Annotated in this window: 22 protein-coding genes; 11 read left to right on the top strand and 11 right to left on the bottom strand. The window is 44.3% G+C overall.

Going from position 1 to position 21,849, the window contains the following annotated elements:
• Nucleotides 1-31: 31 nt before the first annotated feature.
• On the bottom strand, nt 32-781 hold the full coding sequence (locus LIN78_RS16750) for an EAL domain-containing protein (protein WP_227182028.1): 750 nt from the start codon (nt 779-781) through the stop codon (nt 32-34).
• Nucleotides 782-1,051: 270 nt separating this feature from the next.
• On the opposite strand from LIN78_RS16750, the gene LIN78_RS16745 reads away from it, so the two are divergent.
• From LIN78_RS16745 to LIN78_RS16695, 11 genes are all read left to right on the top strand, one after another.
• A complete protein-coding gene (locus LIN78_RS16745) occupies nt 1,052-1,555 on the top strand; it encodes a glycine zipper 2TM domain-containing protein (protein ID WP_227182027.1) in 504 nt (167 codons plus the stop codon).
• Between the two features lie 154 nt (nt 1,556-1,709).
• The gene (locus LIN78_RS16740; protein WP_227182026.1) at nt 1,710-2,009 is read left to right on the top strand and encodes a PepSY domain-containing protein; all 300 of its coding nucleotides are present in this window, start codon (nt 1,710-1,712) and stop codon (nt 2,007-2,009) included.
• The gene (locus LIN78_RS16735) at nt 2,009-2,686 is read left to right on the top strand and encodes a response regulator transcription factor (protein ID WP_227182025.1); all 678 of its coding nucleotides are present in this window, start codon (nt 2,009-2,011) and stop codon (nt 2,684-2,686) included. Before LIN78_RS16740 ends, LIN78_RS16735 begins: the two co-directional genes overlap by 1 nt.
• Complete coding sequence (locus tag LIN78_RS16730) at nt 2,667-4,022, top strand: ATP-binding protein (RefSeq protein ID WP_227182024.1); 1,356 nt, start codon at nt 2,667-2,669, stop codon at nt 4,020-4,022. Before LIN78_RS16735 ends, LIN78_RS16730 begins: the two co-directional genes overlap by 20 nt.
• A 133-nt stretch (nt 4,023-4,155) precedes the next feature.
• Entirely contained in the window at nt 4,156-4,986 is an 831-nt protein-coding gene (gene efeU / locus LIN78_RS16725; RefSeq protein WP_227182023.1) for an iron uptake transporter permease EfeU, read from the top strand.
• A gap of 78 nt (nt 4,987-5,064) precedes the next feature.
• Nucleotides 5,065-6,234 carry an iron uptake system protein EfeO gene (gene efeO / locus LIN78_RS16720; protein WP_227182022.1) on the top strand — a complete coding sequence of 390 codons (1,170 nt, stop codon included), beginning with the start codon at nt 5,065-5,067 and terminating at the stop codon, nt 6,232-6,234.
• 85 nt (nt 6,235-6,319) lie between these two features.
• Nucleotides 6,320-7,633, top strand: a complete 1,314-nt coding sequence (efeB, locus tag LIN78_RS16715; protein WP_227182021.1) for an iron uptake transporter deferrochelatase/peroxidase subunit — start codon at nt 6,320-6,322, stop codon at nt 7,631-7,633.
• 66 nt (nt 7,634-7,699) lie between these two features.
• Nucleotides 7,700-8,506, top strand: coding sequence for a thymidylate synthase (locus tag LIN78_RS16710; RefSeq protein ID WP_227182020.1), 807 nt, complete (start codon nt 7,700-7,702; stop codon nt 8,504-8,506).
• Between the two features lie 170 nt (nt 8,507-8,676).
• Nucleotides 8,677-9,459, top strand: coding sequence for a DeoR/GlpR family DNA-binding transcription regulator (locus LIN78_RS16705; protein ID WP_227182019.1), 783 nt, complete (start codon nt 8,677-8,679; stop codon nt 9,457-9,459).
• Entirely contained in the window at nt 9,456-10,607 is a 1,152-nt protein-coding gene (locus tag LIN78_RS16700) for an MFS transporter (RefSeq protein ID WP_227182018.1), read from the top strand. The genes LIN78_RS16705 and LIN78_RS16700 overlap by 4 nt, the downstream gene beginning before the upstream one ends.
• Nucleotides 10,608-10,652: 45 nt before the next feature.
• Nucleotides 10,653-11,255 (top strand): HAD-IA family hydrolase, encoded by a 603-nt coding sequence (locus tag LIN78_RS16695; protein ID WP_227182017.1) that lies wholly within the window; start codon nt 10,653-10,655, stop codon nt 11,253-11,255.
• Between the two features lie 47 nt (nt 11,256-11,302).
• On the opposite strand, the gene LIN78_RS16690 is transcribed toward LIN78_RS16695, so the two are convergent.
• The 10 genes from LIN78_RS16690 to LIN78_RS16645 all read right to left on the bottom strand — a co-directional run bounded on the left by LIN78_RS16690 (nt 11,303) and on the right by LIN78_RS16645 (nt 21,847).
• On the bottom strand, nt 11,303-11,920 hold the full coding sequence (locus tag LIN78_RS16690; RefSeq protein ID WP_227182016.1) for a nucleoside/nucleotide kinase family protein: 618 nt from the start codon (nt 11,918-11,920) through the stop codon (nt 11,303-11,305).
• 6 nt (nt 11,921-11,926) lie between these two features.
• Nucleotides 11,927-12,862 (bottom strand): SPFH domain-containing protein, encoded by a 936-nt coding sequence (locus LIN78_RS16685; RefSeq protein WP_227182015.1) that lies wholly within the window; start codon nt 12,860-12,862, stop codon nt 11,927-11,929.
• 46 nt (nt 12,863-12,908) lie between these two features.
• Nucleotides 12,909-13,685 (bottom strand): substrate-binding periplasmic protein, encoded by a 777-nt coding sequence (locus LIN78_RS16680; RefSeq protein ID WP_227182014.1) that lies wholly within the window; start codon nt 13,683-13,685, stop codon nt 12,909-12,911.
• Nucleotides 13,686-13,779: 94 nt separating this feature from the next.
• Complete coding sequence (locus LIN78_RS16675; protein WP_227182013.1) at nt 13,780-14,466, bottom strand: TIGR01621 family pseudouridine synthase; 687 nt, start codon at nt 14,464-14,466, stop codon at nt 13,780-13,782.
• Nucleotides 14,467-14,597: 131 nt separating this feature from the next.
• Nucleotides 14,598-15,539, bottom strand: coding sequence for a choline ABC transporter substrate-binding protein (locus LIN78_RS16670; RefSeq protein WP_227182012.1), 942 nt, complete (start codon nt 15,537-15,539; stop codon nt 14,598-14,600).
• A 228-nt stretch (nt 15,540-15,767) separates the two neighbouring features.
• Nucleotides 15,768-16,715, bottom strand: a complete 948-nt coding sequence (gene choX, locus LIN78_RS16665) for a choline ABC transporter substrate-binding protein (RefSeq protein ID WP_227182011.1) — start codon at nt 16,713-16,715, stop codon at nt 15,768-15,770.
• A gap of 172 nt (nt 16,716-16,887) precedes the next feature.
• A complete protein-coding gene (locus LIN78_RS16660; RefSeq protein WP_227182010.1) occupies nt 16,888-17,871 on the bottom strand; it encodes a GlxA family transcriptional regulator in 984 nt (327 codons plus the stop codon).
• 355 nt (nt 17,872-18,226) lie between these two features.
• The gene (locus LIN78_RS16655) at nt 18,227-19,099 is read right to left on the bottom strand and encodes an ABC transporter permease (RefSeq protein WP_227182009.1); all 873 of its coding nucleotides are present in this window, start codon (nt 19,097-19,099) and stop codon (nt 18,227-18,229) included.
• Nucleotides 19,092-20,270 (bottom strand): quaternary amine ABC transporter ATP-binding protein, encoded by a 1,179-nt coding sequence (locus LIN78_RS16650; protein WP_227182008.1) that lies wholly within the window; start codon nt 20,268-20,270, stop codon nt 19,092-19,094. Before LIN78_RS16650 ends, LIN78_RS16655 begins: the two co-directional genes overlap by 8 nt.
• A gap of 464 nt (nt 20,271-20,734) precedes the next feature.
• The gene (locus LIN78_RS16645; protein ID WP_227182007.1) at nt 20,735-21,847 is read right to left on the bottom strand and encodes an FAD-binding oxidoreductase; all 1,113 of its coding nucleotides are present in this window, start codon (nt 21,845-21,847) and stop codon (nt 20,735-20,737) included.
• Nucleotides 21,848-21,849 lie beyond the last annotated feature (2 nt).

The following is a 21,849-nucleotide window of genomic DNA, read 5'->3' as shown; positions in this document are numbered from 1 at the left end:
TCTATTTTTTAATTCCATATTAATCTATAAATTAACCAACACTTTCGATCAACATTGAAGAAACATCTTGGTGAATAGCCTGCCTTTCAGCACTTTTTATCAATATCGACAGATGAAACCGCTCTGCCAATTGTTGAATTCTTGCCAATACATCTGTCCGTGCCAAAATGAAGTTTGCATTTAGCTTTAACAAGTCAGGTAACGATTCTCCAGAATCCAGCCACGCCAAACTACGGTCATCTACATGACTACTCACTACAAAACCTCGCGCACGATAATTATTAACGACCTTATTTGCTAGCGCGGCATTTGCCGCCAAGCTAAGCGGCAACTCAATTACAAACTGCCTTGGCGATAACTGCAAGAATTGCAACAGCCTCTCAAATACCTGACCATGGTCTTTTACGACAATTGAAGGCAACCGAGGATGAACAGATAAATGCAATGGCAAGTGCGCGAATGGAGATGCATGATGGTTGAGTGTATGAATAATTCGGCTAAGCCGATCTAGACGAACAAGCGCTTCGTCAGATTTTGCTAACGTAAATAAAGTAGCGGCATCAATAGGCGTGCCGTCAAATAAATTCACTTGTAACCTAGCGGATACGGCGACACTGTTGGCATGCGTATGGGTAGTAATGGATTCAAAGACACTGCCAATTTCACACTTGAAGAAACTCCCTTTTACTCGCCCTTCGCGGTCGATAAACAAAGGTTGCTCAGCAAAATAATGGTTGTGGATAGAATCAATATAACCTTGTAATCGTAGAGTTGACGTCATGACGCCCCCCATTTAATCAATGTGAACAATAAATCATTCTATCAACATATAAAATAGTTTTTTAATAACCTTTTGAAATATAGAAATTCAAATAATTTTCTACCCTGACTTCATCGATTACAAACGGCGCATTTCCAACACGCAACGCGAGAACGAATCAACAAAATACCTTCCCAAGGTGAACAGGTCATTCAGCAAATATTCAGTTGACTAGGCATAAGATGCACTCCAACACCACGAAAAACGTGGCAACCCGACAGGAGAAACATCATGCGTAAATTACTAGCTTTGGTTATCGCAATGGGCGCAGTGGCACAGGCAAGTGCAGATGGCTATACCGACTATGCAAAAGTAAAAAATGTAGAGCCACAATACGAACAAGTAAAAACTGATCGCCAAGTGTGCTGGAATGAAACCGTTAACGTAAAAGATAAGCGTGATCGTGGCGGCAATACCGCAGGCCTTATCTTAGGCGGTGTGACTGGTGCGGTGGTTGGGCATCAATTTGGTAAAGGGCACGGCAAAGATGCCATGACTGCAATTGGCGCGGTCACCGGCGCAATGGTGGGACGTCAGTGGGGCAATAATGATGACCGCGACGATACATATCACACGGAACAAGTGCAGCGTTGCCGCAGCGAACCAGAATGGACACAACGCGTAACCGGTTACAGAGTCACTTATGAATACGCAGGAAAACGTTACACCACATTCAGTACCTCTGACCCAGGCCGTGAAATTAAGGTGAATGTTGCGGTCAATCCAATCTTGTAAGCATGAAAATGCAAACAAGTTACTTATTGATCAAGGACATCTAAGCCGCCACAGGTTACAATATTGGCATAATCTTAGGTGTCTTCGTTAGCAAGGAACTGAAATGCGCCCCCGTATATTAACTCTATGCTTGTGTCTCGGCCTATGGATGCCTATGAGCGCCATGGCCGATCTCAGCCGAGATGATGCTGCGCGCATTGCCCAACAACAAACTGGTGGCAAAGTGATTTCAGTAGACAACCGCAGTGGCGGTTATCGTGTAAAAGTACTTAAAGATAATGGTGAAATTGTTATCTTACAGTTAGGAAATGACTCCCCACCTTCTGCTAGAGGGCAAAATTACGATCAGCCACCACCTTCGCTGGATCAACGAAGAAATCGCCCAAATGAAGAAGGGCGAGGAAATAATGGAAACAATAACCGTCGCCCCTTCCCTTTTAAGGATGGCTTTTAATGCGAATCTTGATTGTAGAAGATGAACCAATTTTAAATGCGCGCCTAAGAGACTGGTTGCTTGGAGAGGGCTATCGCGTTGAATGTGCTCATGATGGTGAGCAAGGGTTATATCTTGCTAAAGAATCAGGGTTTGATGCGGCAGTAATTGATTTAGGCCTCCCTAAATTACCCGGGATTGACATCATTCGCACACTGCGCCAAGAAGGCAACAATATGCCCATCTTGGTGCTAACTGCGCGTGATCGCTGGCAAGACAAAGTCGAAGGCTTAGAAGCCGGCGCAGATGATTACTTAACCAAACCATTTGAACCACCAGAAATGCTCGCTCGCATTAAGGCTTTATTGCGCCGAGCAACGGGCAGCCCATCACTCGATATGGTGTTTGGCGCACTAAAGCTAGACCTATCAGGTCAAAAAGTGAGTGTTTCTGACCAAGAGTTAGACTTAACCGCTTTTGAATATCGCCTGATTGAATACTTAGTTCGCCATCGGGACAGAGTAGTAACAAAGCAAGAATTAAATAATTACTTATATCCAGTGAATGACGATCCCGATAGTAATGTGATTGAAGTATTAATTGGTCGGTTGCGTAAAAAACTCGACCCTCAAGGGGACTTACAACCTATTGAAACATTAAGAGGCAGAGGGTATCGCTTTGCGCTTTCCCAAGCTTAATTGGCTTAAATTAAAACTACCTACTTCGATTCGCTGGCGGATGACGCTAGCGAATCTTTTGCTTTTAAGCGTCTTCATTGTCATTACAGCAACAGGGCTTGAAAGTGCGTTTACGCAGCAAGCAGAAAGCACCCGCCAAGAACGCTTGCAAGCAGTGTCCTATTTACTGATGGCGGATACGGAAGTAGACAGCGAAGGAAAGATTCATCTGCCTAGTCAACTCACCGAATCCAACCTTATGTCTCCCGCATCTGGGTTGTACGCACAAATTTTAAGTACAAACAGTATTTGGCAATCCCCTTCTTCTGCTGGTCAACCAGTTGCTTTTGTCTCTAGCTTACCAAAAGGCCAGCGCTATTTCACCGCAGTAGAAGAAGCCGGCCACCGTTACTTCTCATTTGCACTTGGGGTGATATGGCCAACCGATAAAGGGCCAGTTCCGCTCACCTTTAGTATTAGTGAAGATGCCAAACCATTTGATTTACAAATGCAGCAATTTCGAAAAACGCTGTGGCGCTGGTTAGCTGCCTGCGCGGCACTGCTGTTAATACTGCAGATTCTCTTTCTACGCTTTGGCTTATCGCCATTGAAAAAATTGGCCGCTGGGTTAACTGCCATTGAAAAAGGCAATAGCGAAAAGTTAGAAGGGCAATATCCTCGTGAGATACAACCTTTAACAGATAACTTAAACGCACTAATCGAAAGCGAGCGCGCAAGGCAGCAACGATATGAACGAGCCTTGGGTGATTTGGCTCATAGCCTAAAAACGCCGATTGCCGTTATTCGAAGTACACCTCCACAATCCGACACATTCGTACCAACCGTGCAAGAACAAACGAGTCGAATTGAATCGCTAATTGGTTACCAATTACAACGTGCGGCAACAAGAGGGGCCAACACCTTTAGCAAACAAACGCCTCTCTCACCAATTGTTCAACGCTTAGTGTTGACGTTAACAAAGATTCATCGAGATAAGCAGATTGCTTTTAGAAATGATATCCCTCCCGCTTTGCTCACCAGACTAAGCGAAGGAGATGCGATGGAGTTGTTTGGTAATTTACTCGATAACGCGGGCAAATGGGCAAACAGCCAAGTTCGAATTTCTGCTGTACTCCAGAGAAAACGCTATTTAATTGCCGTCGAAGATGATGGACCTGGCGTTTCTAACCCAGATGCAGCACTCAAGCGTGGTGTCCGTTTAGATGAACATGTTCCCGGCCATGGGATTGGTTTATCTATTGTGGAAGATATTGTCTCCAACTATAACGGCGACATCCGCATCGAGCGCTCATCCACTTTGGGTGGCGCTGCATTCATTGTTTCTTTTCCCATCTAATCTACGTTGCTAACTCTGTTGTTAACACACTAAAGATTGACAGTTTTTCAAATTTTTATAATGAGAATGAATTGCATTTGTATTTTCATTTGTCGTAAAATGCGAATCGTTGTTATTTAGATCTGGAAAACTAATGCTTGTTCCGTTTTTGATTATGCTACGCGAAGGCATGGAAGCTGCACTGATTGTTAGCATTATTGCTAGTTATCTAAAACAGTCTGGCCAAGGACGTTGGATGCATGCAATTGTGATTGGCGTTGTTTTAGCCATCATCGCAAGCTTAGGGCTTGGTTTTGGACTTACTTCAATGGAAGCAGAGTTCCCACAAAAGGAACAAGAATTATTTGAAGCGGCTGTGGCACTAATTGCAGTCGTCATTCTGACATCGATGGTTTTCTGGATGCGCAAAGCAGCAAGAAGCATCAAGCAACAATTACATGATTCGATTCAATCTGCGCTAGACAATAGCCAAAATAAAGTATGGGCATTGATTGGCATGGCTTTTTTTGCTGTCGCCCGTGAAGGCCTAGAGTCTGTCTTTTTCTTAATGGCGGCATTTCAACAAGACGTGGGTTGGCAAGCTCCGGTTGGTGCGGTGTTAGGGGTGGTGGTTTCTATTGCACTTGGTGTAGGGCTTTACTACGGTGGCATCCGCCTAGATTTACGTCGTTTTTTCCGCTGGACGGGCATTTTCATTTTGTTTGTTGCAGCAGGTCTTTTCTCCGGTGCGATTCGTGCTTTACACGAAGCGGGCATTTGGAACCACTTACAAACTATTGCATTTGATCTTACCCAAACCCTGCCGGAAGGTAGCCCTGTTGGCGTGGTGTTAGGTGGTATCTTTGGTTATCACGATGCACCTGCCATCGGAGAAGTATTGGCTTGGTTTATCTATTTGATTCCTGCCGTTTTCTTGTTCTTAGCGGGCAGCAAACCTGCATCCGCCGCTAGACAAGCCGTTTAGAAAGCCCTCGATGCTTCGCTTGACCTGTACTGAATTCACCCATTTCAATAACATTTGATTGACGAGAGATTCGCGTTTATGAAAAACGGTTTTCCACTAAAAGAAACCATGGCTGTTGCACTAATGGCCGGTCTATTACTTGGTTGTAAAAAAGAAGAAGCAGAAACCACGGCATCAACGTCTGCCACCGTTGCAGCAAAACCAGCTGAACATGAAATTGTTATTAACGATACAGGTTGTACGCCTGGTGACTTCTCTGTTAGCGCAGGCAAAAATACCTTTAAGATCGTGAACAAGAGCCAACGCGCTGTAGAGTGGGAAATCTTAAAAGGCGTGTTGGTAGTGGAAGAGCGCGAAAATATTGCGCCTGGATTTACCTCTAAACTGACGGCAGACTTGGTGGCTGGTGACTATGAAATCACTTGCGGCTTACTAAGTAATCCGAAAGGTAAACTAACAGTTAGCGGCCAATCCTCTGGCGTATCCAACGAGAAACAAGCCGCTATCTTGAAACTAGAAGGTCCTGTAAAAGAGTACAAAGCCTATGCAGTTGCAGAAGTAGCTGCACTAGTGAGCGATGTAGAAAAGTTTGCGGCCACCATCAAAGCGGGCAAACTAAAAGAGGCCCAAGCGTTGTTTGCGCCAAGCCGTATCCACTATGAGCGTATTGAACCGATTGCAGAATTATTTAGTGATTTAGATGGCTCGATGGATGCACGTGTAGATGACTTCAAAGGTAAAGAGCAAGATCCTGAGTTTACCGGTTTCCATCGTATTGAATACGTTCTATTCCATGAGAAAACTACCGATGGTCTAGCGCCATTTGCTGACAAATTGGTAGAAGATGCCAAGGCATTGCAAACGCGTATGAATGAACTTGCCTTCCCGCCAAATAAAGTGGTTGGTGGCGCCGCAGCACTGATTGAAGAAGTCGCAAATGGTAAAATCAGCGGTGAAGAAGATCGCTATAGTGGTACTGATCTAAGCGACTTTAACGCGAACGTAGAAGGATCGAAAAAGATTGTTGATATTCTTCGCCCAATGCTAGAAAGCGCAGATGCTGCATTGCTGAAGAAAGTCGATGAAAACTTTAAGCTAATCGATAGTTTGCTAGGTAAATACAAAGAAGGTAACGGTTATGCGCACTACAGCAAGCTAACCGAACAAGACCGTAATGCGCTAAAAGCACCGATTACGACACTAGCGGAAGAGCTATCTAAATTACGCGGATTATTAGGTATTAACTAAATCTAGCGAAACGACGTAACCTTGTTCTTTATTGCGACAAAGACCAACCGGCAAACATGCCGGTTGTGTCATTTAGGACTCCAAAATGAAACCCACTGGCACTGAATCAAACTCGGACTTAAACAATGATCAAACAGAACTAAGCTCTCCTTCGCGCCGAACATGGCTAAAAGGTGCTAGTTTAGGTGGCGCAGTGGCACTTGGTGGCCTAGGGACAGTCGCGGTCCTTCAGCAAACCGGAAAACTCCCCAAACCCGGCCAATCGGCTATGGGTGATACAACCAAAGAAAACCAACCATTTTATGGAGAGCATCAGGCAGGGATTATTACCCCGCAGCCAGCTGCCGCTTTAGTTGTCGTGTTTGATGTGTTAGCGAAAGATAAGCACGAGCTAACTAGACTATTCAAGTTACTGACTACACGCATTAGTTTTCTAACAAAGGGCGGTAAGGTGCCGGATGTAGACCCCAAACTTCCACCACTAGATAGCGGTGTGTTAGGGCCAGAGGTCTTCCCGGATAATTTGACGGTGACGATTTCTGTCGGCGCGAGCTTATTTGATCAGCGCTTTGGTTTAGCCGATAAAAAACCAGCACATTTGATCGAAATGGTTCGATTCCCGAATGACCAGCTAAATCTTGATGAATGCCATGGCGACTTATCTATTCAGATTTGTTCGAACACGGCAGAAACCAACATTCATGCGCTTCGAGACATCATTAAGCATACGCCCGACTTGCTAGCGGTAAAGTGGAAGATCGACGGATTCTTACCGCCACACACCTTGGCAAAAATGGGAGAAGAAAGCGTCATTAATTTGCTTGGTTTTAAAGATGGCACTGCCAATCCAAATGCACAAGACAATAAACTAATGGATGAATTAGTCTGGGTGGGTACGCAATCTGGCGAGCCGGCTTGGACGGTAGGTGGTAGTTATCAGGTAGTACGGATTATCCGTAACCTTGTTGAGCAATGGGATAGAACCCCTCTGCAAGAGCAAGAGAAAATTTTTGGCCGCCATAAACATAGTGGCGCACCGCTTGGAAAGAAAAATGAACACGATGATCCAGACTACGCATCAGATAGCGATGGTAGCCGGATTGATTTTAAATCGCACATTCGCCTAGCCAATCCAAGAACCGCCGAAACGCGTAAAAACCTAATTTTACGCAGAGGGTTTAACTACTCTCGTGGCATCAGTAAATCTGGCCAACTAGATATGGGACTACTGTTTGTTTGCTATCAAGCCAACTTAACCAATGGCTTCCTGACCGTGCAAGCACGTTTAAACGGTGAGCCATTAGAAGAATATATCCGCCCTGTTGGCGGTGGTTACTTCTTCTCGCTACCTGGTGTCAAAGATGAAAAAGAATTCTTAGGACAAGCCCTGCTCGCCTAAGCTGCACTTTCAATGGGGTAATTGGCGTATAATTACCCCATCCTTTAGTGCAATAAAGAATCGATTATGTCTCGTAGCGAACAAGCGTATTTAGATATCCTGCGCCATGTATTAGATACTGGTGTGACAAAAACAGATAGAACCGGTACGGGTACTATTTCTATTTTTGGACATCAGAGCCGATACGATTTAAGCGAAGGTTTTCCGCTACTGACCACCAAAAAAGTTCACCTTAAATCGATTATTCATGAGCTAATCTGGTTTCTTAAGGGCGATACTAATATCGCCTATTTGAAAGAACATGGTGTCACTATCTGGGATGAGTGGGCAAAAGAAGATGGTAGCCTTGGCCCGGTTTATGGTTACCAATGGCGCAATTGGCCAACACCGGATGGGCAGCATGTTGATCAGATTCAGCAAGTCTTAGATCAACTAAAAAAATCGCCAGATTCTCGCCGCATTATTGTTTCTGCTTGGAACCCTGGCCAAATTGAACAAATGGCCCTACCTCCCTGCCATGCTTTCTTTCAGTTTTATGTGGCAGAAGGCAAATTATCTTGCCAGTTATACCAGCGAAGTGCGGATTTATTCTTAGGTGTTCCGTTTAATATTGCTTCTTATGCACTTCTCACCATGATGATGGCGCAAGTATGTGGATTGCAACCCGGTGAATTTATTCACACACTAGGTGATGCACACATTTATCTGAACCACTTAGATCAGGTAAAAGAGCAATTGGCCCGTGCACCACGCGCCTTACCACAAATGAAGTTAAATCCAGCGGTTTCAGATTTATTCGACTTTACGTTTGAAGACTTTACGCTGGAAAATTATGACCCGCATCCAGCGATTAAAGCACCAGTCGCAGTGTAATCACCACAAGTAATAGGCATACAAAATGACCACCAACTAGGTGGTCTTTTTTTTGTGCTTTAAAGCGTGAGGTATTTTTGAAGTGCATATTCCAATCAAATATTACTGCACAACACTGTACAAAACAGCACAAAACGGTAAAATACAGCAACACTTCAGACTTTTTGACGATGAACCAGCCGCTTGCCATAGAACGCCAACAACAGATCCTTGATTCACTAGAGAAACAAGGACGGGTGATCGCACAGCAATTAGCACAACGCTTTGGTGTCTCTATTGATACCATTCGGCGCGACCTAACCGACCTAGCCACGCAGAACTTATTGGTCAAAGTGCATGGCGGCGCCGTTAAAAAGACAGCGCCGTCACTACCTCGCGAAACGAGAGAGCATTTACATAAAGCAGCAAAAACCGAAATTGGTAAATTATGCGCGGCACTCATCAAACCAGGCCAAACAGTCTTTTTTGATAACAGCACAACCGTGCTAGAAATTGTCCGCCATATTCCTCAAACGCTGATGTTTACAGGTATTACCCATAGTCTGCCAACTGCAGTAGCACTAGCAAGTTTACCGAATGCCAATACCATTATGATTGGTGGGCAAATTAATCAAAAAGAGATGATGTGTGCAGATACGGAAACCATTGCACGCATCACTAACTTTCGGCCAGATATCGGGTTTTTAGGCATCTGCGCAATTCATGTGGATGCAGGCATTACAACTGACACCTACGAAGATATGTTAATTAAACAAGCTATTGTGAACCAGTCTCAGTTGGTTGTCGCTCCGGTTAGCCCAGATAAATTTAACCAGTCCTCTCCCTATTTGGTTTGCCCAGTGAGTGCGATTGATATCTTAGCCTTAGATAAATTACCCGATGAAAGTGCGATGGAAGGCTTCATCCCTTCAGGTGTTCAATTACTGACACCAGCGAAAGAGTACATCGCATGAAGCATCTCACTTACGCCAAGTGGTTTCTATTTAGCTTATTTGCAGGCAATGGCCTCTTATTTGGCTACTGGGCGGTACATATTCCTTTAATTCAAAAACGATTTTCGGTAGATGCCGCCCAGTTAGGCTTACTTTTACTCCTGATAGCAGGTGGTTCTGCTCTTACCATGCTCACATCAGGCAAAACCTTAAGCTGGTTTGGAAGTAAGAAACTGTTACTCATCGGCGCAACAGGACTATTTGCCTTACTACCTGTCATGATGTGGACGACTCACTTAGCGATTCTCATTGTGGCAATGGGCACATTTGGTATCGCCAATGGCTTAATGGATGTCGCCATGAACGAACAAGCCATTCGTTTAGAAGAAGCGGTGATTCAGAAGCAAGGCAAACCGATTTTATCTGGGCTTCATGGTGCATTTAGCCTAGGAGGGTTAACCGGAGCCTCCTCTGGTTATCTCTCATTAAAAGAAGGGAGTGATGGTCTACTACTTGCTGCTAGCTTGTGCATATTTGGACTAATTTTTCTCTGGGTAGGAGAACGTCACTTACTTGCAGCGAGACAAGAAAGCCACGAAGAAAAAGGCTCTTGGCGGATCAGCAAAAAACTAGTACTTGTGGCTGGCATGGCATTTTTAGTCTTACTCAGTGAAGGAGCCATTGCGGATTGGAGTGCTGTTTACTTAGAAAAAGCGATCGGCGTGACGCCAAGCCGTGCGGCACTCGGTTATGCCATCTTTTCGCTTGCGATGGCCGTTGGACGATTTGGTGGAGACTATGTTCGAGCAAGAGCTGCGGCTCATGACATTTTGACGTTTTGCGGCATTATCGCCACAGTAGGCATGTCGATGGTGCTCTGGAAGGCAAACGAACCCATCACGCTGATTGGATTTGGATTACTGGGATTAGGTTTTTCTAATATTGTGCCCATTTTATTTGGTGCGTCGAACGATCTACCAGACACTTCACCTGCCATGGGATTATCCATCATCGTAAGCTGTGGATATTTAGGCTTCCTAAGTGGACCGGTCGTGATCGGCTTCTTGATTCAACATGCAGGCCTCACCCCTGCTCTTAGTCTCATTGCCGTGTGTTCTGCCGTAGTTGCCATTTGTGCCAGCATCGCCTTAGCCAACAAAGATTATTAAACTTCAGCCCCCTACCATTCACTTTGCGCTCTGCCGGAAACTAACATGCCAACGTTTAAAGACAAATCTTTCTCAGCCTTTTTATTTGATATGGATGGGACATTGCTCAGTTCGCTACCTGCGGTTGAGCGGGCTTGGCGCACTTGGGCAAATCGCCATGGCATTGATGCGGATCAGTTACTGACTACGCTTCATGGCGTAAGAGCAGAAGACACGATTCGCCGCTTCTTTTCTGATGAAGCAGCGGTTCAGCAAGAAGCAAAATGGATTTTAGATTTTGAGTGTGAAGATACGGATGGAGTAACGGCGATACCCGGTATTCATGCCTTATTAGATCAACTCGCTCCAACAGAATGGGCGATTGTCACCTCAGCCCCCAAAGCATTAGCACTTACCCGGCTAAAAGCCGCTGGCATACCCGTCCCGCCGCACTTATATACGGCCGAGGATGTGAGCAAAGGAAAGCCGCACCCGGAGGGCTTTATGAAAGCAGCCGAGCAACTTGGCGTGGCGATTGAGGATTGTTTAGTGTTCGAAGACTCCCCAGCCGGGGTTGCGGCAGCCAGAGCGGCCGGCGCTAGCGTCGTGATTATCGGTGGGCACGTTGAAGCAAACGAGCAAGACTTTGAAATTCAGGATTACCTATAAAACATAGGGAAGCCTTGCTTCCCTATGTTTTTGTTTGCTTCACCGGCCTAGACCGCCAACACAAATTGGGCGCGATGTTTACTTGCCTCAATTTGCCTTGCATTAGGTTCATCTGTATTTTCTACCCATGCTGCAGCAGCTTCCGGAGATCGACCAAACTGAATGTGTCGATTAATTAACCGAGTCAGCCGAAGCGCCTGATCTACTTCCACGTACCAAGTATCATCCAGCAAACCTGTCACCTGTTGCCAAAACCCTAATTCCAAAAGCAGGTAATTTCCTTCGATAATGATTAGCCGTTTGTCAGACAATACAGGAATGGCATTCGCAATTGGCTCTTCGATTTCTCTTCGAAATTCAGGTGCATAGACAATTTCATCAGATTGTTGATGGCGGATTCGACTAAGTAAGCTCACAAAACCAGCACTATCAAAGGTATCTTGCGCCCCTTTGCGATCAGCTCTACCCAACCTAGCCAATTCAACATTCGCCAAGTGGTAGCCATCCATCGGCACAACGACACTCAATTCCAAATAATGTTGGTGAATCCACTCGGCAATGGTCGATTTCCCCGCGCCAGGTGGCGCTGCAATACCTAGTAGCACTCTTTCTTGTTTTGCTAATAAAGCATCAATCCTTGCAATAGCACTTTCTGGTAATGACATAAGCTGTTATTCCGCGCTATTTTGATGATCTGATGTTGGCTGATTAGGCTTAGTCAGGCTTGCAGCTGGGGTTGCTGCTTTCTTCTTTAGAGAACTAAGCAAAGGCATTAAGGCGGCGGTTTGTTCATCCGTCTTTTGTAAGTCCAAGACCACTAAGTTGCCATGTTTACCAATTTCACGTAGCGCATCAATACGGTTGGTTTCTAACAAAATAGAAATTGCTTCATGTGGAGGAACGCCAGAAAACTCTAATAGAGATTCTTTTAGCCCTTCTGCAAGCAGTTTTCTTGAGTCCGCCAACCCTTTAGCACGTTGGCGCTGAGCTTCCGCTTCTGCTTCCGCTTGCTTCACGGTACGAATCATCGCTGCTTCTGCTTCTTGCTGTGCGGCTTCTTTTTCACGTGTTGCGGCAACGACACGATTAAACGAGGATTGCACTTCCAAAGAAACCGTTGGCTGGTCGATCAACACGCCTTCTAGTAAATAACCAAACTCCGACAGCTTAGTCGTTAGCATATGTCTAACTTCACCTACAATCTTCTCACGATCTTTAAACATATCTTCTAGCGTCATAGAAGCGGCAACAGAACGGACGGTATTTAGCACCCATGCCCTTACCTGCTCGTGCGGCTCTTGCAGCTTGTAGAAAGCATCTGCAGCACGTTCTGGCTCTACTTGAATCATCAGATTAACCGGTAGCGCAACAAACATGTTATCCAGCGTTTTTACTTCAACGGTTGCAGGGACGGACTCAATTTTTAAAGATAACTTGCCAGCAATTTGCTGAAACGGGATGAAAATCCAGTTAAGGCCAGGCGCCAAGGTACGTGAGTAGCGGCCTAGTGTCTGAACAATAGATACCGTTTGCTGTTCAACAATACGAATACCAGAAATGATCACAAATAAGATGATGCCCAATAGCCCAATTACGATTGGATTCATGTGTTCTATTCTCCACGTTTATTATGTATGCCAATATACTATTAATCTAATGAAGTAGCCACTGATCGTATGCAGAGGCTCTTTGCAAAAAAACTTCATCTCGCATTTGGCTAATGTGTTTCCATAAACACTGTTTGGCTTCTGGGTATTTCTGGGCAAATGGCAGACTAAATGGCAAAAAGTAGTCTTTCTCAGCAATTGGAGGACTCAGTGCCACAATACTTTTATCTGAACCCAGATAGGCTTCCACCAGCGCAGATTGCGCGGCAAAAGCAGCGATTCGATTCGCTCTTAACTTAGCGATATTGGATTTGAAATCTGGCGCGGTTTCGAAGTTGATCTTTAACTTTTCTAAGTCTTGAATAACCGACCAACCATAAATGGCACCAACCGGTAAGTTAGTATTGCTTAGTTTCTTCCCATCCCATTGAATAGGACGCTTTGCATCCACATAGAAGCAGTACGTCAATGTCGTCAATCTAGCCTTGCCATCCACTTTGTTATCAATCATCGGGAAGGCTGCGTACTCTGCGCGCTCAGGGCTGTAAGATAGTTGAATTACCGCATCAATTTCGCCTGATTTGATTTCTTGAAGTAAACGCTGAGAAGGTAAACGTTTTAATTTGATATCTACCTTACAGGCTTTAGCTGCTTGGCGGACTAACTCGACAGAAAGACCAGGTCTATCTGGAAACTCATCCCCTTCGCCCATGATAAAAGGCGGCAGTGGTAGATTATTTACCCCTACTTGGACGACTACAGACTGAGCAATCGCAGCGGCACTTGCAACGCTAGAAAGAACACCCACTCCATAGTATTTCATACAAATACCTTATTGTTTATTTTAATAAACGATGAGCATACCTATTCTATATGACATGATTTTTTAACAATTGCAAAAATTTCATATCAATAACTTATTCTGGCCAGTTTAGTAATTCTGGTTGATGCCACTCATTCATCAACAGTGAATGAAGTACTGGATAAGAAAATTTGTCACCCACATTGGGAATGGCTTGATACCGGTAACTCACCCCATTCAAGGCAAAAGCTAATTGATATGCATGCAAATAACCACGATCAGCAGACTCTCCGCTATATCGACCATCTCCAAGAATAGGACACCCTAAACTTTTCATTGCGACACGAATTTGATGGGTTTTACCTGTATAGGGTTTTAATAAAAACGCACGAATACCAGGGGCAATAGACGCGCTAAAAAAGCGTGTTAGGGCTGGATTAAGTTTAGAACGTAGTAATTTCCAACTACCATTTCGTCCTTTTTCCATATCTCCAGCGATGAGTCCCTGCTTTTTACTTGGCTTAAAGGAAGAGAGTGCAATATAAAATTTTTGTACCTTTTTGGATTGCCATGCTTCCCCAAGTTCACTAGCAACTGCTGCTGACTTTCCAAATACCATTACTCCACTCGTTAGATTATCTAAGCGGTGAATTTGAAAAAGTGACGATAGACCAGTTTGAGAGCGAATTAAATCAATTAACCCTGGTTGATTATCTTCCTGATGCATAGGGATGCCTGGCATTTTATTCACCACAATAAAATCTGGTTCATCAGCGATCACATAAAAGCCGTTAAAGGACACGTTTGACTCGCAAATACTAAAAAGTTGACTGTATTTTAGAGTAGAACAGCAGGGTTGTTGGTGCCTATCTGAAAAAAACAAAGGCCGCTAACCAGCGGCCTTTGTTTTTGGCGTTTACTAAGTCAGATAAATTACAGACCTAGTGATTTTTTCACAGCTGAAAGACCTTCTTTGCCGTCAAAGGTAGTCACGCCAGCTAGCCATTTGTCTAGCACTGCTGGGTTTTTCTTCAAGTATTCTTTTGCTGCAACTTCTGGCTTCACTTTGTTCATGATTGGACCCATGACCATGTTTTCCATGCCAGTGGTGAACTGAAGGTTGTTCACAAATTTACCAACGTTCGGGCAACGTGTTTCATAGTCAGTTGCTAAAACAGTAAATACTTTTGCTTCACCAAAGTTTGGTCCAAATACATCATCACCACCAGATAGGTAAGTCATGCGCATTTTCACGTTCATTGGATGTGGTTCCCAACCTAGGAACACAATGAATTTCTTATTGCGAACAGCACGCTCAGCTTCAGCCAACATACCTGCTTCACTTGATTCAATTAGTTTGAAATCTTTCAAACCAAATTGATTCTTTTGAATCATGTCTTGAATTAGCTTGTTGCCGTCGTTACCTGGCTCAATACCAAAGATTTTGCCGTCTAATTCTTTCTTGAATTTTTGGATGTCAGCAAAGCTTTTTAGACCCGCAGCAGCTACATACTCTGGCACAGCCAAGGTATATTTAGCTCCAACCAAGTTTGGCTTTTCCAAAACTTTTAGTTGTTTTGCTTTAACAAACGATTCGATCATTGGTGTCATACTTGGATTCCAGTAACCCAAGAAAACATCAATTTGTTTAGATTTCATACCAGCAAATGTAATAGGCACTGACGCGATGGTTGTGCTTGGTTTATAACCTAAGCCTTCCAACACAACAGAGGCCATACCAGTGGTAGCAGCAATATCGGTCCAACCTACATCGGCAAAGCGAACTTTCTGACATGCAGCAGAATCGCCAGCAAATGCAAATTGGCTTACTCCAGCCATGACTAGTGCGGCCAACAGTTTACGTGACTTCAGCATTACTGAATCTCCTTGAATAAGCCTACAAAAACAGAGAAATTTCTAAAAAATATTCCCCGTACTCTCTCCAAATAAACCTGATTTTTTATTCGAATTCCTTAAGATAGAAAGACGATATTGGTTTAATGAAAGATTGACAGGCATTGAACAGGCGAAATTATATATTTCCGACACATACATGCTCATATGCGGCCATATAAATCCACACAATTCCACAACTACTTAAACTCACAAGGTAGACATTACCACTGGAAGGGCTTCTTTACCATCAAAGGTAGTTACCCCATTTAACCAGTTCTTCAGAACAGCAGGGTTCTTTTTCAGCCATTCCATTGCCGCTTGTGGCGCTTTCACTTTATTCATGATGCTACCCATCACGCGGTTTTCCATATCTAAGGTGAATTGCAAATTGCTAACAAATTTACCAACATTTGGACAACGCGTTAAATAATCGTTAGCTAATACGGTATAAACCTTTGCCTCACCATAGTTTGGGCCGAAATAGGCATCACCACCTTTTAAATAAGTCAATTTGAAATCCACGTTCATTGGGTGTGGCTCCCAAGCTAAGAAGGCGATAAATTTCTTTTGCTCAACGGCTTTTTTCACCGCCATGAGCATGCCTTTCTCACCCCATTCCGTCACCATAAAGTCTTTTAGGCCAAATTTGTTTTTCTGAATCATATCGTTCAGATAATTATTGCCTTCATTACCCGGCTCAATCCCATACATGGTATAGCCAAGCTCAACCTTGAATTTACCTAAATCTTCAAAACTTCTTAACCCTGCATCTGCTGCATAGCTTGGAACAGCCAATGTATATTTGGCGCCAACCAAATTAGGTTTAGCGAGCATTTTGACATCGCCTGATTTGACATAGGGTGTAACTTGGCCAGTTTGAGCAGGCGCCCAGTAACCTAAATAAACATCGATTTGTTTATTTTTCAGCCCTTTGAGTGTATCTGGCACCGATTGAATGGCAGAGCTTGGGTTATAGCCAATTGACTTTAAGACATAAGACGCTAGCGCGGTGGTGGCCGCAATATCCGTCCAACCCACTTCGCCAAATTTCACATTTTGGCATTGCGCGGGATCTTGTGCGGATGCATGAAAAGACGTCGCTAAAATACCTACACTTGCTGCGACTGAAAACCATCTACGTACTGCTGTTTCCATCGGTGCTCCCCCTCCTGAAGACAAACCAAATGTATAAACGAAATGCAATAGATCAATTGGTAATTCAACTTCGTATCGGCTAACGTCTTATCCGAAATGCATATTGTATTCAATCCAAAAAAAGAGGCAGTTTGATTGAAACATAACTGCCTGTCGTAGATTTACAATTGCTTTACATAATACTGACGTGTTGCATATCAGGATGCCGCTCTCTACTTGGCGGATAACCAAATACACCACGATACGATTTACTAAAATGTGAAGATGATTGGAAGCCACAGGCGACAGTTACTTCCATGACAGACATATTGGTCTGTAATAACAATTCTCTTGCCCGACGTAAACGTAGGTCTAAGTAATATTGAGCAGGTGTCGTACCTAAATAACGCTTAAATAATCGCTCTAGGTGACGTAATGACAACCCTAGATCATCCGCTAATTGATCTAGCGAAATCGGATTTTCAATATTATTTTCCATTGCCAATGCCGCTTCTAATAGCGACTCATGGCCCGCACCAATTCTGGCCACGAGTGGAATGTGCTGACGATCTTTTTCATCACGGATACGGTCCATAATAAACTGTTCAGACACGTCTGCAGCTAAGCTTTTTCCGCCTTTAAAGCGGATCATATTGATCATGAGATCTAGCGGCGCAGTGCCGCCACTACAGGTAAAGCGATCACGATCAATCACAAATAATTCGCCAGAAAAATCAATCGCGGGGAATTCTTCACGAATCGCAGATAGGTTTTCCCAGTGAATAGAACAACGGTAGTTGTTTAACACACCCGCTTTAGCAAGGGCAAAAGTACCAGTACAAAGTGCGCCTAAAGCGACACCTGCTTGATGATATTTGCGAATCACAGAAATAACCTGATCATTGACGGCGTCACGTACATTGGTACCTGCACAGACAAATAAAATATCAGGTTTAGGAATTTCTTCAGGTCTGACGGTTGGTGCAATAGATAGGCCATTACTAGCCAAGACAGGTTCATCAGTGAGCGTGATGATTGACCAGCGGTATAAGCGCTTGCGACTTAATTGATTGGCCATACGTAGCGGTTCAACGGCATTGGTAAATGCAATCATTGAAAAACTTGGCAGTACCAAAAAACCAATATGGGAAAGTTGAGAAATATCTTGTGAAACCATAAAACAATCCCCTGTCATTCATCTCGCTGAAAACCAGCATTTAAGCCACTTTACAAATTTTTAAACAATTTAACCGCATCTGCAGTTTGTATTTGCTAAAGCAAGTAGCGTAATACGCCTTGGTAGTCATTATTAGTCAAATATTGATTATAAACGACTAATCTAAACTAGGCTGAATTCCTAGCTTACCTGAATTTGTACGTATACACACCAGTACAATTTGGCTAATTCATTAAATTTTAATAATTTAAATACCTAAAGAAGGCGATCTAAATACTAAAAATACAAAAGGCAGGAAATAGAACAAACCACACTGTCTATTTCCTGCCTTTGCAGGTTGCTGCAACCAGCTTAATTACTGTTGCTTGCTACTCTTAGAAGTACCAAAACTCTCGGTAATACGGTCAAGAATGATCGCTAGCAATACCACTGCTAGACCACTCTCATAACCTAGACCCACGTCAAGACGTTGGATTGATGCAAGAACATCGTTACCTAGACCACCAGCCCCCACCATCGAAGCGATAATCACCATCGATAACGCCATCATGATTGTCTGGTTAACACCAGTCATAATGGCTGGCAACGCCGTTGGCAATTGCACTTTGAAGAGTAACTGTCTTGCAGTACAGCCGAAAGCGTGACCTGCTTCAACAAGTTCTTTGTTCACTTGGCGAATACCCAAGTTAGTTAGACGAACTGCAGGTGGCATCGCAAATACGACAGTTGCCAAAATACCAGGTACGCGCCCCAAACCAAAGAACATCGCGGCTGGAATCAAGTACACGAATGCAGGCATGGTTTGCGAGAAGTCCAAAATTGGACGAACAATTTGGTTAACCCGATTGCTTTTCGCACACCAAATGCCCAAAGGAACACCGAGCATCAGCGAGATCACTGTAGATGAGAGAGTCAACGCCAGAGTTACGATGGTTTGTTCCCAGAAGCCAGTCGTAAAGATTAGCAAGAATGACAACAGGACAAACAAAGCAAACTTCCAGCTCAAACGCCAGAAACCCACACCAACAAACAGCAAGGTCATTGCCCACATCGGCAATAATAGTAGCAAATGCTCAACGCCTTCGGCGAATACATCCACAATCTTGCCGATGGTATCGAAACCACCAGAGTAATTGTCTAGCAAGTACTTAACAAGCTCGTTAACCCAATCACCTAGCGGTAGATAGCTGTGCGGATTTGCCAGGAAATTATGTAGAAAATCAGACATGTAGACCTCGCTGGGAAATTCTGGTCAGAACACTGTAAGAAGACAATACGCCGACGTAGTGACCGTTATCATCCATTACTGGCAGCGGTGTGCGCTGACCAAGTAATCTTGGCAATACATTTTGTAGTACAGAACGATGGCTGATTGGATCAACTGTAATTAGATTATCAATTGAAACAGATTGGCCTACCGAAGCTTTCGCACGTTCTGTTGGCAACAAGCCTAGGAAGTGATTGTCTTTCGACAAGCAAACACACCATGCGTAATCGTTTAGTGCGTTTTCGCTAATGGTTTCGCCTTGTTTCAAGACTGGAATAGCATGCGTATCTAGCATGTCTTTTGCCATCAAGTAACGAGACGTATCCACGCTCTTGAAGAATTCACGTACGTAATCTTCAGCCGGATTTTCTACGATTTCTTGCGGTGTACCTACTTGAACTAAGCGGCCACCTTCCATAATGGCAATGCGAGTACCAATTCTTAGCGCTTCTTCCAAATCGTGAGAAACGAAGAAAATAGTACGGCGATGTTCGCGTTGTAATTTCAACAGAACATCTTGCATCTCAGAGCGTTTTAGCGGATCTAGCGCAGAGAACGCTTCATCCATCAGCATTAGAGATGGGTTTACCGCTAGCGCACGAGCTAAGCCCACACGCTGCTGCATACCACCAGATAATTGGTGTGGATATTTCTGAGCAAAAGCAGCAAGACCTACTTGCTCTAGAACGGTCATGGCTTGCATTTCGCGTTGTGCTTTAGGCACACCAGCGACTTCTAAACCAAACGCAGCATTCGCAACGACGGTACGGTGTGGCATCAAAGCAAAGCTCTGGAACACCATACTCATGTCTTTACGACGCAAGTCGATTAGTTTTTGTGGGGGCAGCTTAGCAACATCCTCACCATCGATGATGATTTTGCCATCTGTTGGTTCAACCAAGCGGTTAATCAAACGAATTAATGTTGATTTGCCTGAACCAGACAAACCCATCAATACGAAGATTTCACCTTCATCCACGTCGAAAGAAACGTTATTGACGCCTACGACTTGGCCTGTTTTTTCAAAAATCTCTTCTTTTCGTTTACCTTGCTTAAGCAGGTTAACCGCGTCCATTGGTTGCGGTCCGAAAACCTTGTAGAGATTCTCTACCCTAATCTTACTCTGCTGCATCTCCCCTCCTCGGAATCTGACAAGCCCGGGTGATTTACCCGGCCAGACAAACTCTGCCTGTGAGCCCACCACAAATTACAGAAAAAAAACCAAAACCCTTGACAAACCTCGCGCTTCAAACAACTGACGGAGATCTGTTTTGATATTCGTCAAGTGACACGATATAAGCGTCAGAGCCCTTAAAGCAACTGCAGAACGACAACAAATTTAACCAAGGCGACATTGTGGGTATTTGTTTACAACTGCCAGTCATTTAGACTCTAACCACCTTGAAAACCGCATAAATACTCATATGCACGATAATGCACAGAATACTCGCCGCACATTTTTATCTGCTTGGCTTGATCTGACTTGCTGCAATACAGCATTTATCGAGATCAAAAAAAAGCAGCTACTGAATCCCTTCCACCAGTAGCTGCCATTCCCCCCAACAAAACGGTACTTACACCGATATGGGCCGATTGTTAGCGATCCAGCACCACATCAGTTTTTGGGATGCTGCAACATGGCAGAATCCATCCCTGATCAATTTCACGCTGGCGAATACCACCGCCATGCTTCATATCCACTTCACCTGACACTAATTTAGTCTTACATGTGCCACAAAGACCTTGTGAGCAAGAAGATGGGAAACGCATGCCCGCTTCTTTCGCTGCCGCCAATAGTGTTTTTGGCGGTTGGCAACTAACCACTAGATCAGATTTAGTAAATGAAAGCTTAAAGCCATCACTTGAACTATCCGCATCCCCTGCAGGAACATCAGCAGTCTCTTCTGAAGCCGCATTTAGCGTTTCGAAAGAGAAGCTTTCCTCATGATAATGCGTCATGTCAAAGCCAAGGCTTTGCAATACATTTTTTACCGCGGTCATATAAGGTGCAGGACCACAACAGAACACTTCACGCTCTTTATAATCAGGCGCAATGAGTTCTAGCATAGGCGCACTTAGATAACCTAAGTAACCTGCATAGTCTTCATCTACACCAGGGCGTTCGCAAATGACCGCATGGCGAAAGCCTGGCTGATGCCTAGACATTGCTTGTAATTCACGTGCAAAGATCACGTCACTTGGTGATCTTGCGCTATGAAGAAAAACGATGTCACGGTTACTACTCATGTCAACATGCGCACGGCTCATGGACATTAGTGGAGTAACCCCACTACCCGCAGATAGATACAGATACTTCGGTGCATTTGGGGCCAAAGAGAACGAGCTAAACTCGCCAGATGGGCCTAGTACACTCACGTCATCACCAACTTTAAGGTTGTCATGCAACCAGTTGGACACCACCCCGCCAGGCACACGTTTGACGGTAATCGAAACGGTATCTGGACGAGTTGGCGTACTAGAGAGGGTGTAACAACGGTTCACTGTTTCGCCATTAATATTCAGTTCCAGCGTTAAGAACTGCCCAGGATGATACGCGAAACGCCTTGGCTCGATGCTACGGAACACAAAGGTTTTCACATCATGGGTTTCCTGGCGGATGCCGACACATTTAACTGTATCGTCTACTCCAGGTTGCCAAGCACTGGGGGCGGCTTGGCTAAAATCAGGCAAAGTCAGTGTAGTTGTCATTT

Source organism: Leeia speluncae (assembly GCF_020564625.1).
Lineage (GTDB): Bacteria > Pseudomonadota > Gammaproteobacteria > Burkholderiales > Leeiaceae > Leeia > Leeia speluncae.
This window is presented reverse-complemented; position numbering and strand designations above follow the sequence as displayed.

Bases quoted from the DNA above. Each gene is read 5' to 3' on its own strand.
- choX (WP_227182011.1), bottom strand. From the start codon at position 16,715: ATGGAAACAGCAGTACGTAGATGGTTTTCAGTCGCAGCAAGTGTAGGT.
- efeU (WP_227182023.1), top strand. From the start codon at position 4,156: ATGCTTGTTCCGTTTTTGATTATGCTACGCGAAGGCATGGAAGCTGCA.
- LIN78_RS16705 (WP_227182019.1), top strand. From the start codon at position 8,677: ATGAACCAGCCGCTTGCCATAGAACGCCAACAACAGATCCTTGATTCA.
- LIN78_RS16670 (WP_227182012.1), bottom strand. From the start codon at position 15,539: ATGCTGAAGTCACGTAAACTGTTGGCCGCACTAGTCATGGCTGGAGTA.
- LIN78_RS16645 (WP_227182007.1), bottom strand. From the start codon at position 21,847: ATGACAACTACACTGACTTTGCCTGATTTTAGCCAAGCCGCCCCCAGT.
- LIN78_RS16695 (WP_227182017.1), top strand. From the start codon at position 10,653: ATGCCAACGTTTAAAGACAAATCTTTCTCAGCCTTTTTATTTGATATG.
- LIN78_RS16745 (WP_227182027.1), top strand. From the start codon at position 1,052: ATGCGTAAATTACTAGCTTTGGTTATCGCAATGGGCGCAGTGGCACAG.
- LIN78_RS16655 (WP_227182009.1), bottom strand. From the start codon at position 19,099: ATGTCTGATTTTCTACATAATTTCCTGGCAAATCCGCACAGCTATCTA.
- efeO (WP_227182022.1), top strand. From the start codon at position 5,065: ATGAAAAACGGTTTTCCACTAAAAGAAACCATGGCTGTTGCACTAATG.
- LIN78_RS16660 (WP_227182010.1), bottom strand. From the start codon at position 17,871: ATGGTTTCACAAGATATTTCTCAACTTTCCCATATTGGTTTTTTGGTA.
- efeB (WP_227182021.1), top strand. From the start codon at position 6,320: ATGAAACCCACTGGCACTGAATCAAACTCGGACTTAAACAATGATCAA.
- LIN78_RS16750 (WP_227182028.1), bottom strand. From the start codon at position 781: ATGACGTCAACTCTACGATTACAAGGTTATATTGATTCTATCCACAAC.
- LIN78_RS16740 (WP_227182026.1), top strand. From the start codon at position 1,710: ATGAGCGCCATGGCCGATCTCAGCCGAGATGATGCTGCGCGCATTGCC.
- LIN78_RS16735 (WP_227182025.1), top strand. From the start codon at position 2,009: ATGCGAATCTTGATTGTAGAAGATGAACCAATTTTAAATGCGCGCCTA.
- LIN78_RS16650 (WP_227182008.1), bottom strand. From the start codon at position 20,270: ATGCAGCAGAGTAAGATTAGGGTAGAGAATCTCTACAAGGTTTTCGGA.
- LIN78_RS16710 (WP_227182020.1), top strand. From the start codon at position 7,700: ATGTCTCGTAGCGAACAAGCGTATTTAGATATCCTGCGCCATGTATTA.
- LIN78_RS16690 (WP_227182016.1), bottom strand. From the start codon at position 11,920: ATGTCATTACCAGAAAGTGCTATTGCAAGGATTGATGCTTTATTAGCA.
- LIN78_RS16685 (WP_227182015.1), bottom strand. From the start codon at position 12,862: ATGAATCCAATCGTAATTGGGCTATTGGGCATCATCTTATTTGTGATC.
- LIN78_RS16680 (WP_227182014.1), bottom strand. From the start codon at position 13,685: ATGAAATACTATGGAGTGGGTGTTCTTTCTAGCGTTGCAAGTGCCGCT.
- LIN78_RS16700 (WP_227182018.1), top strand. From the start codon at position 9,456: ATGAAGCATCTCACTTACGCCAAGTGGTTTCTATTTAGCTTATTTGCA.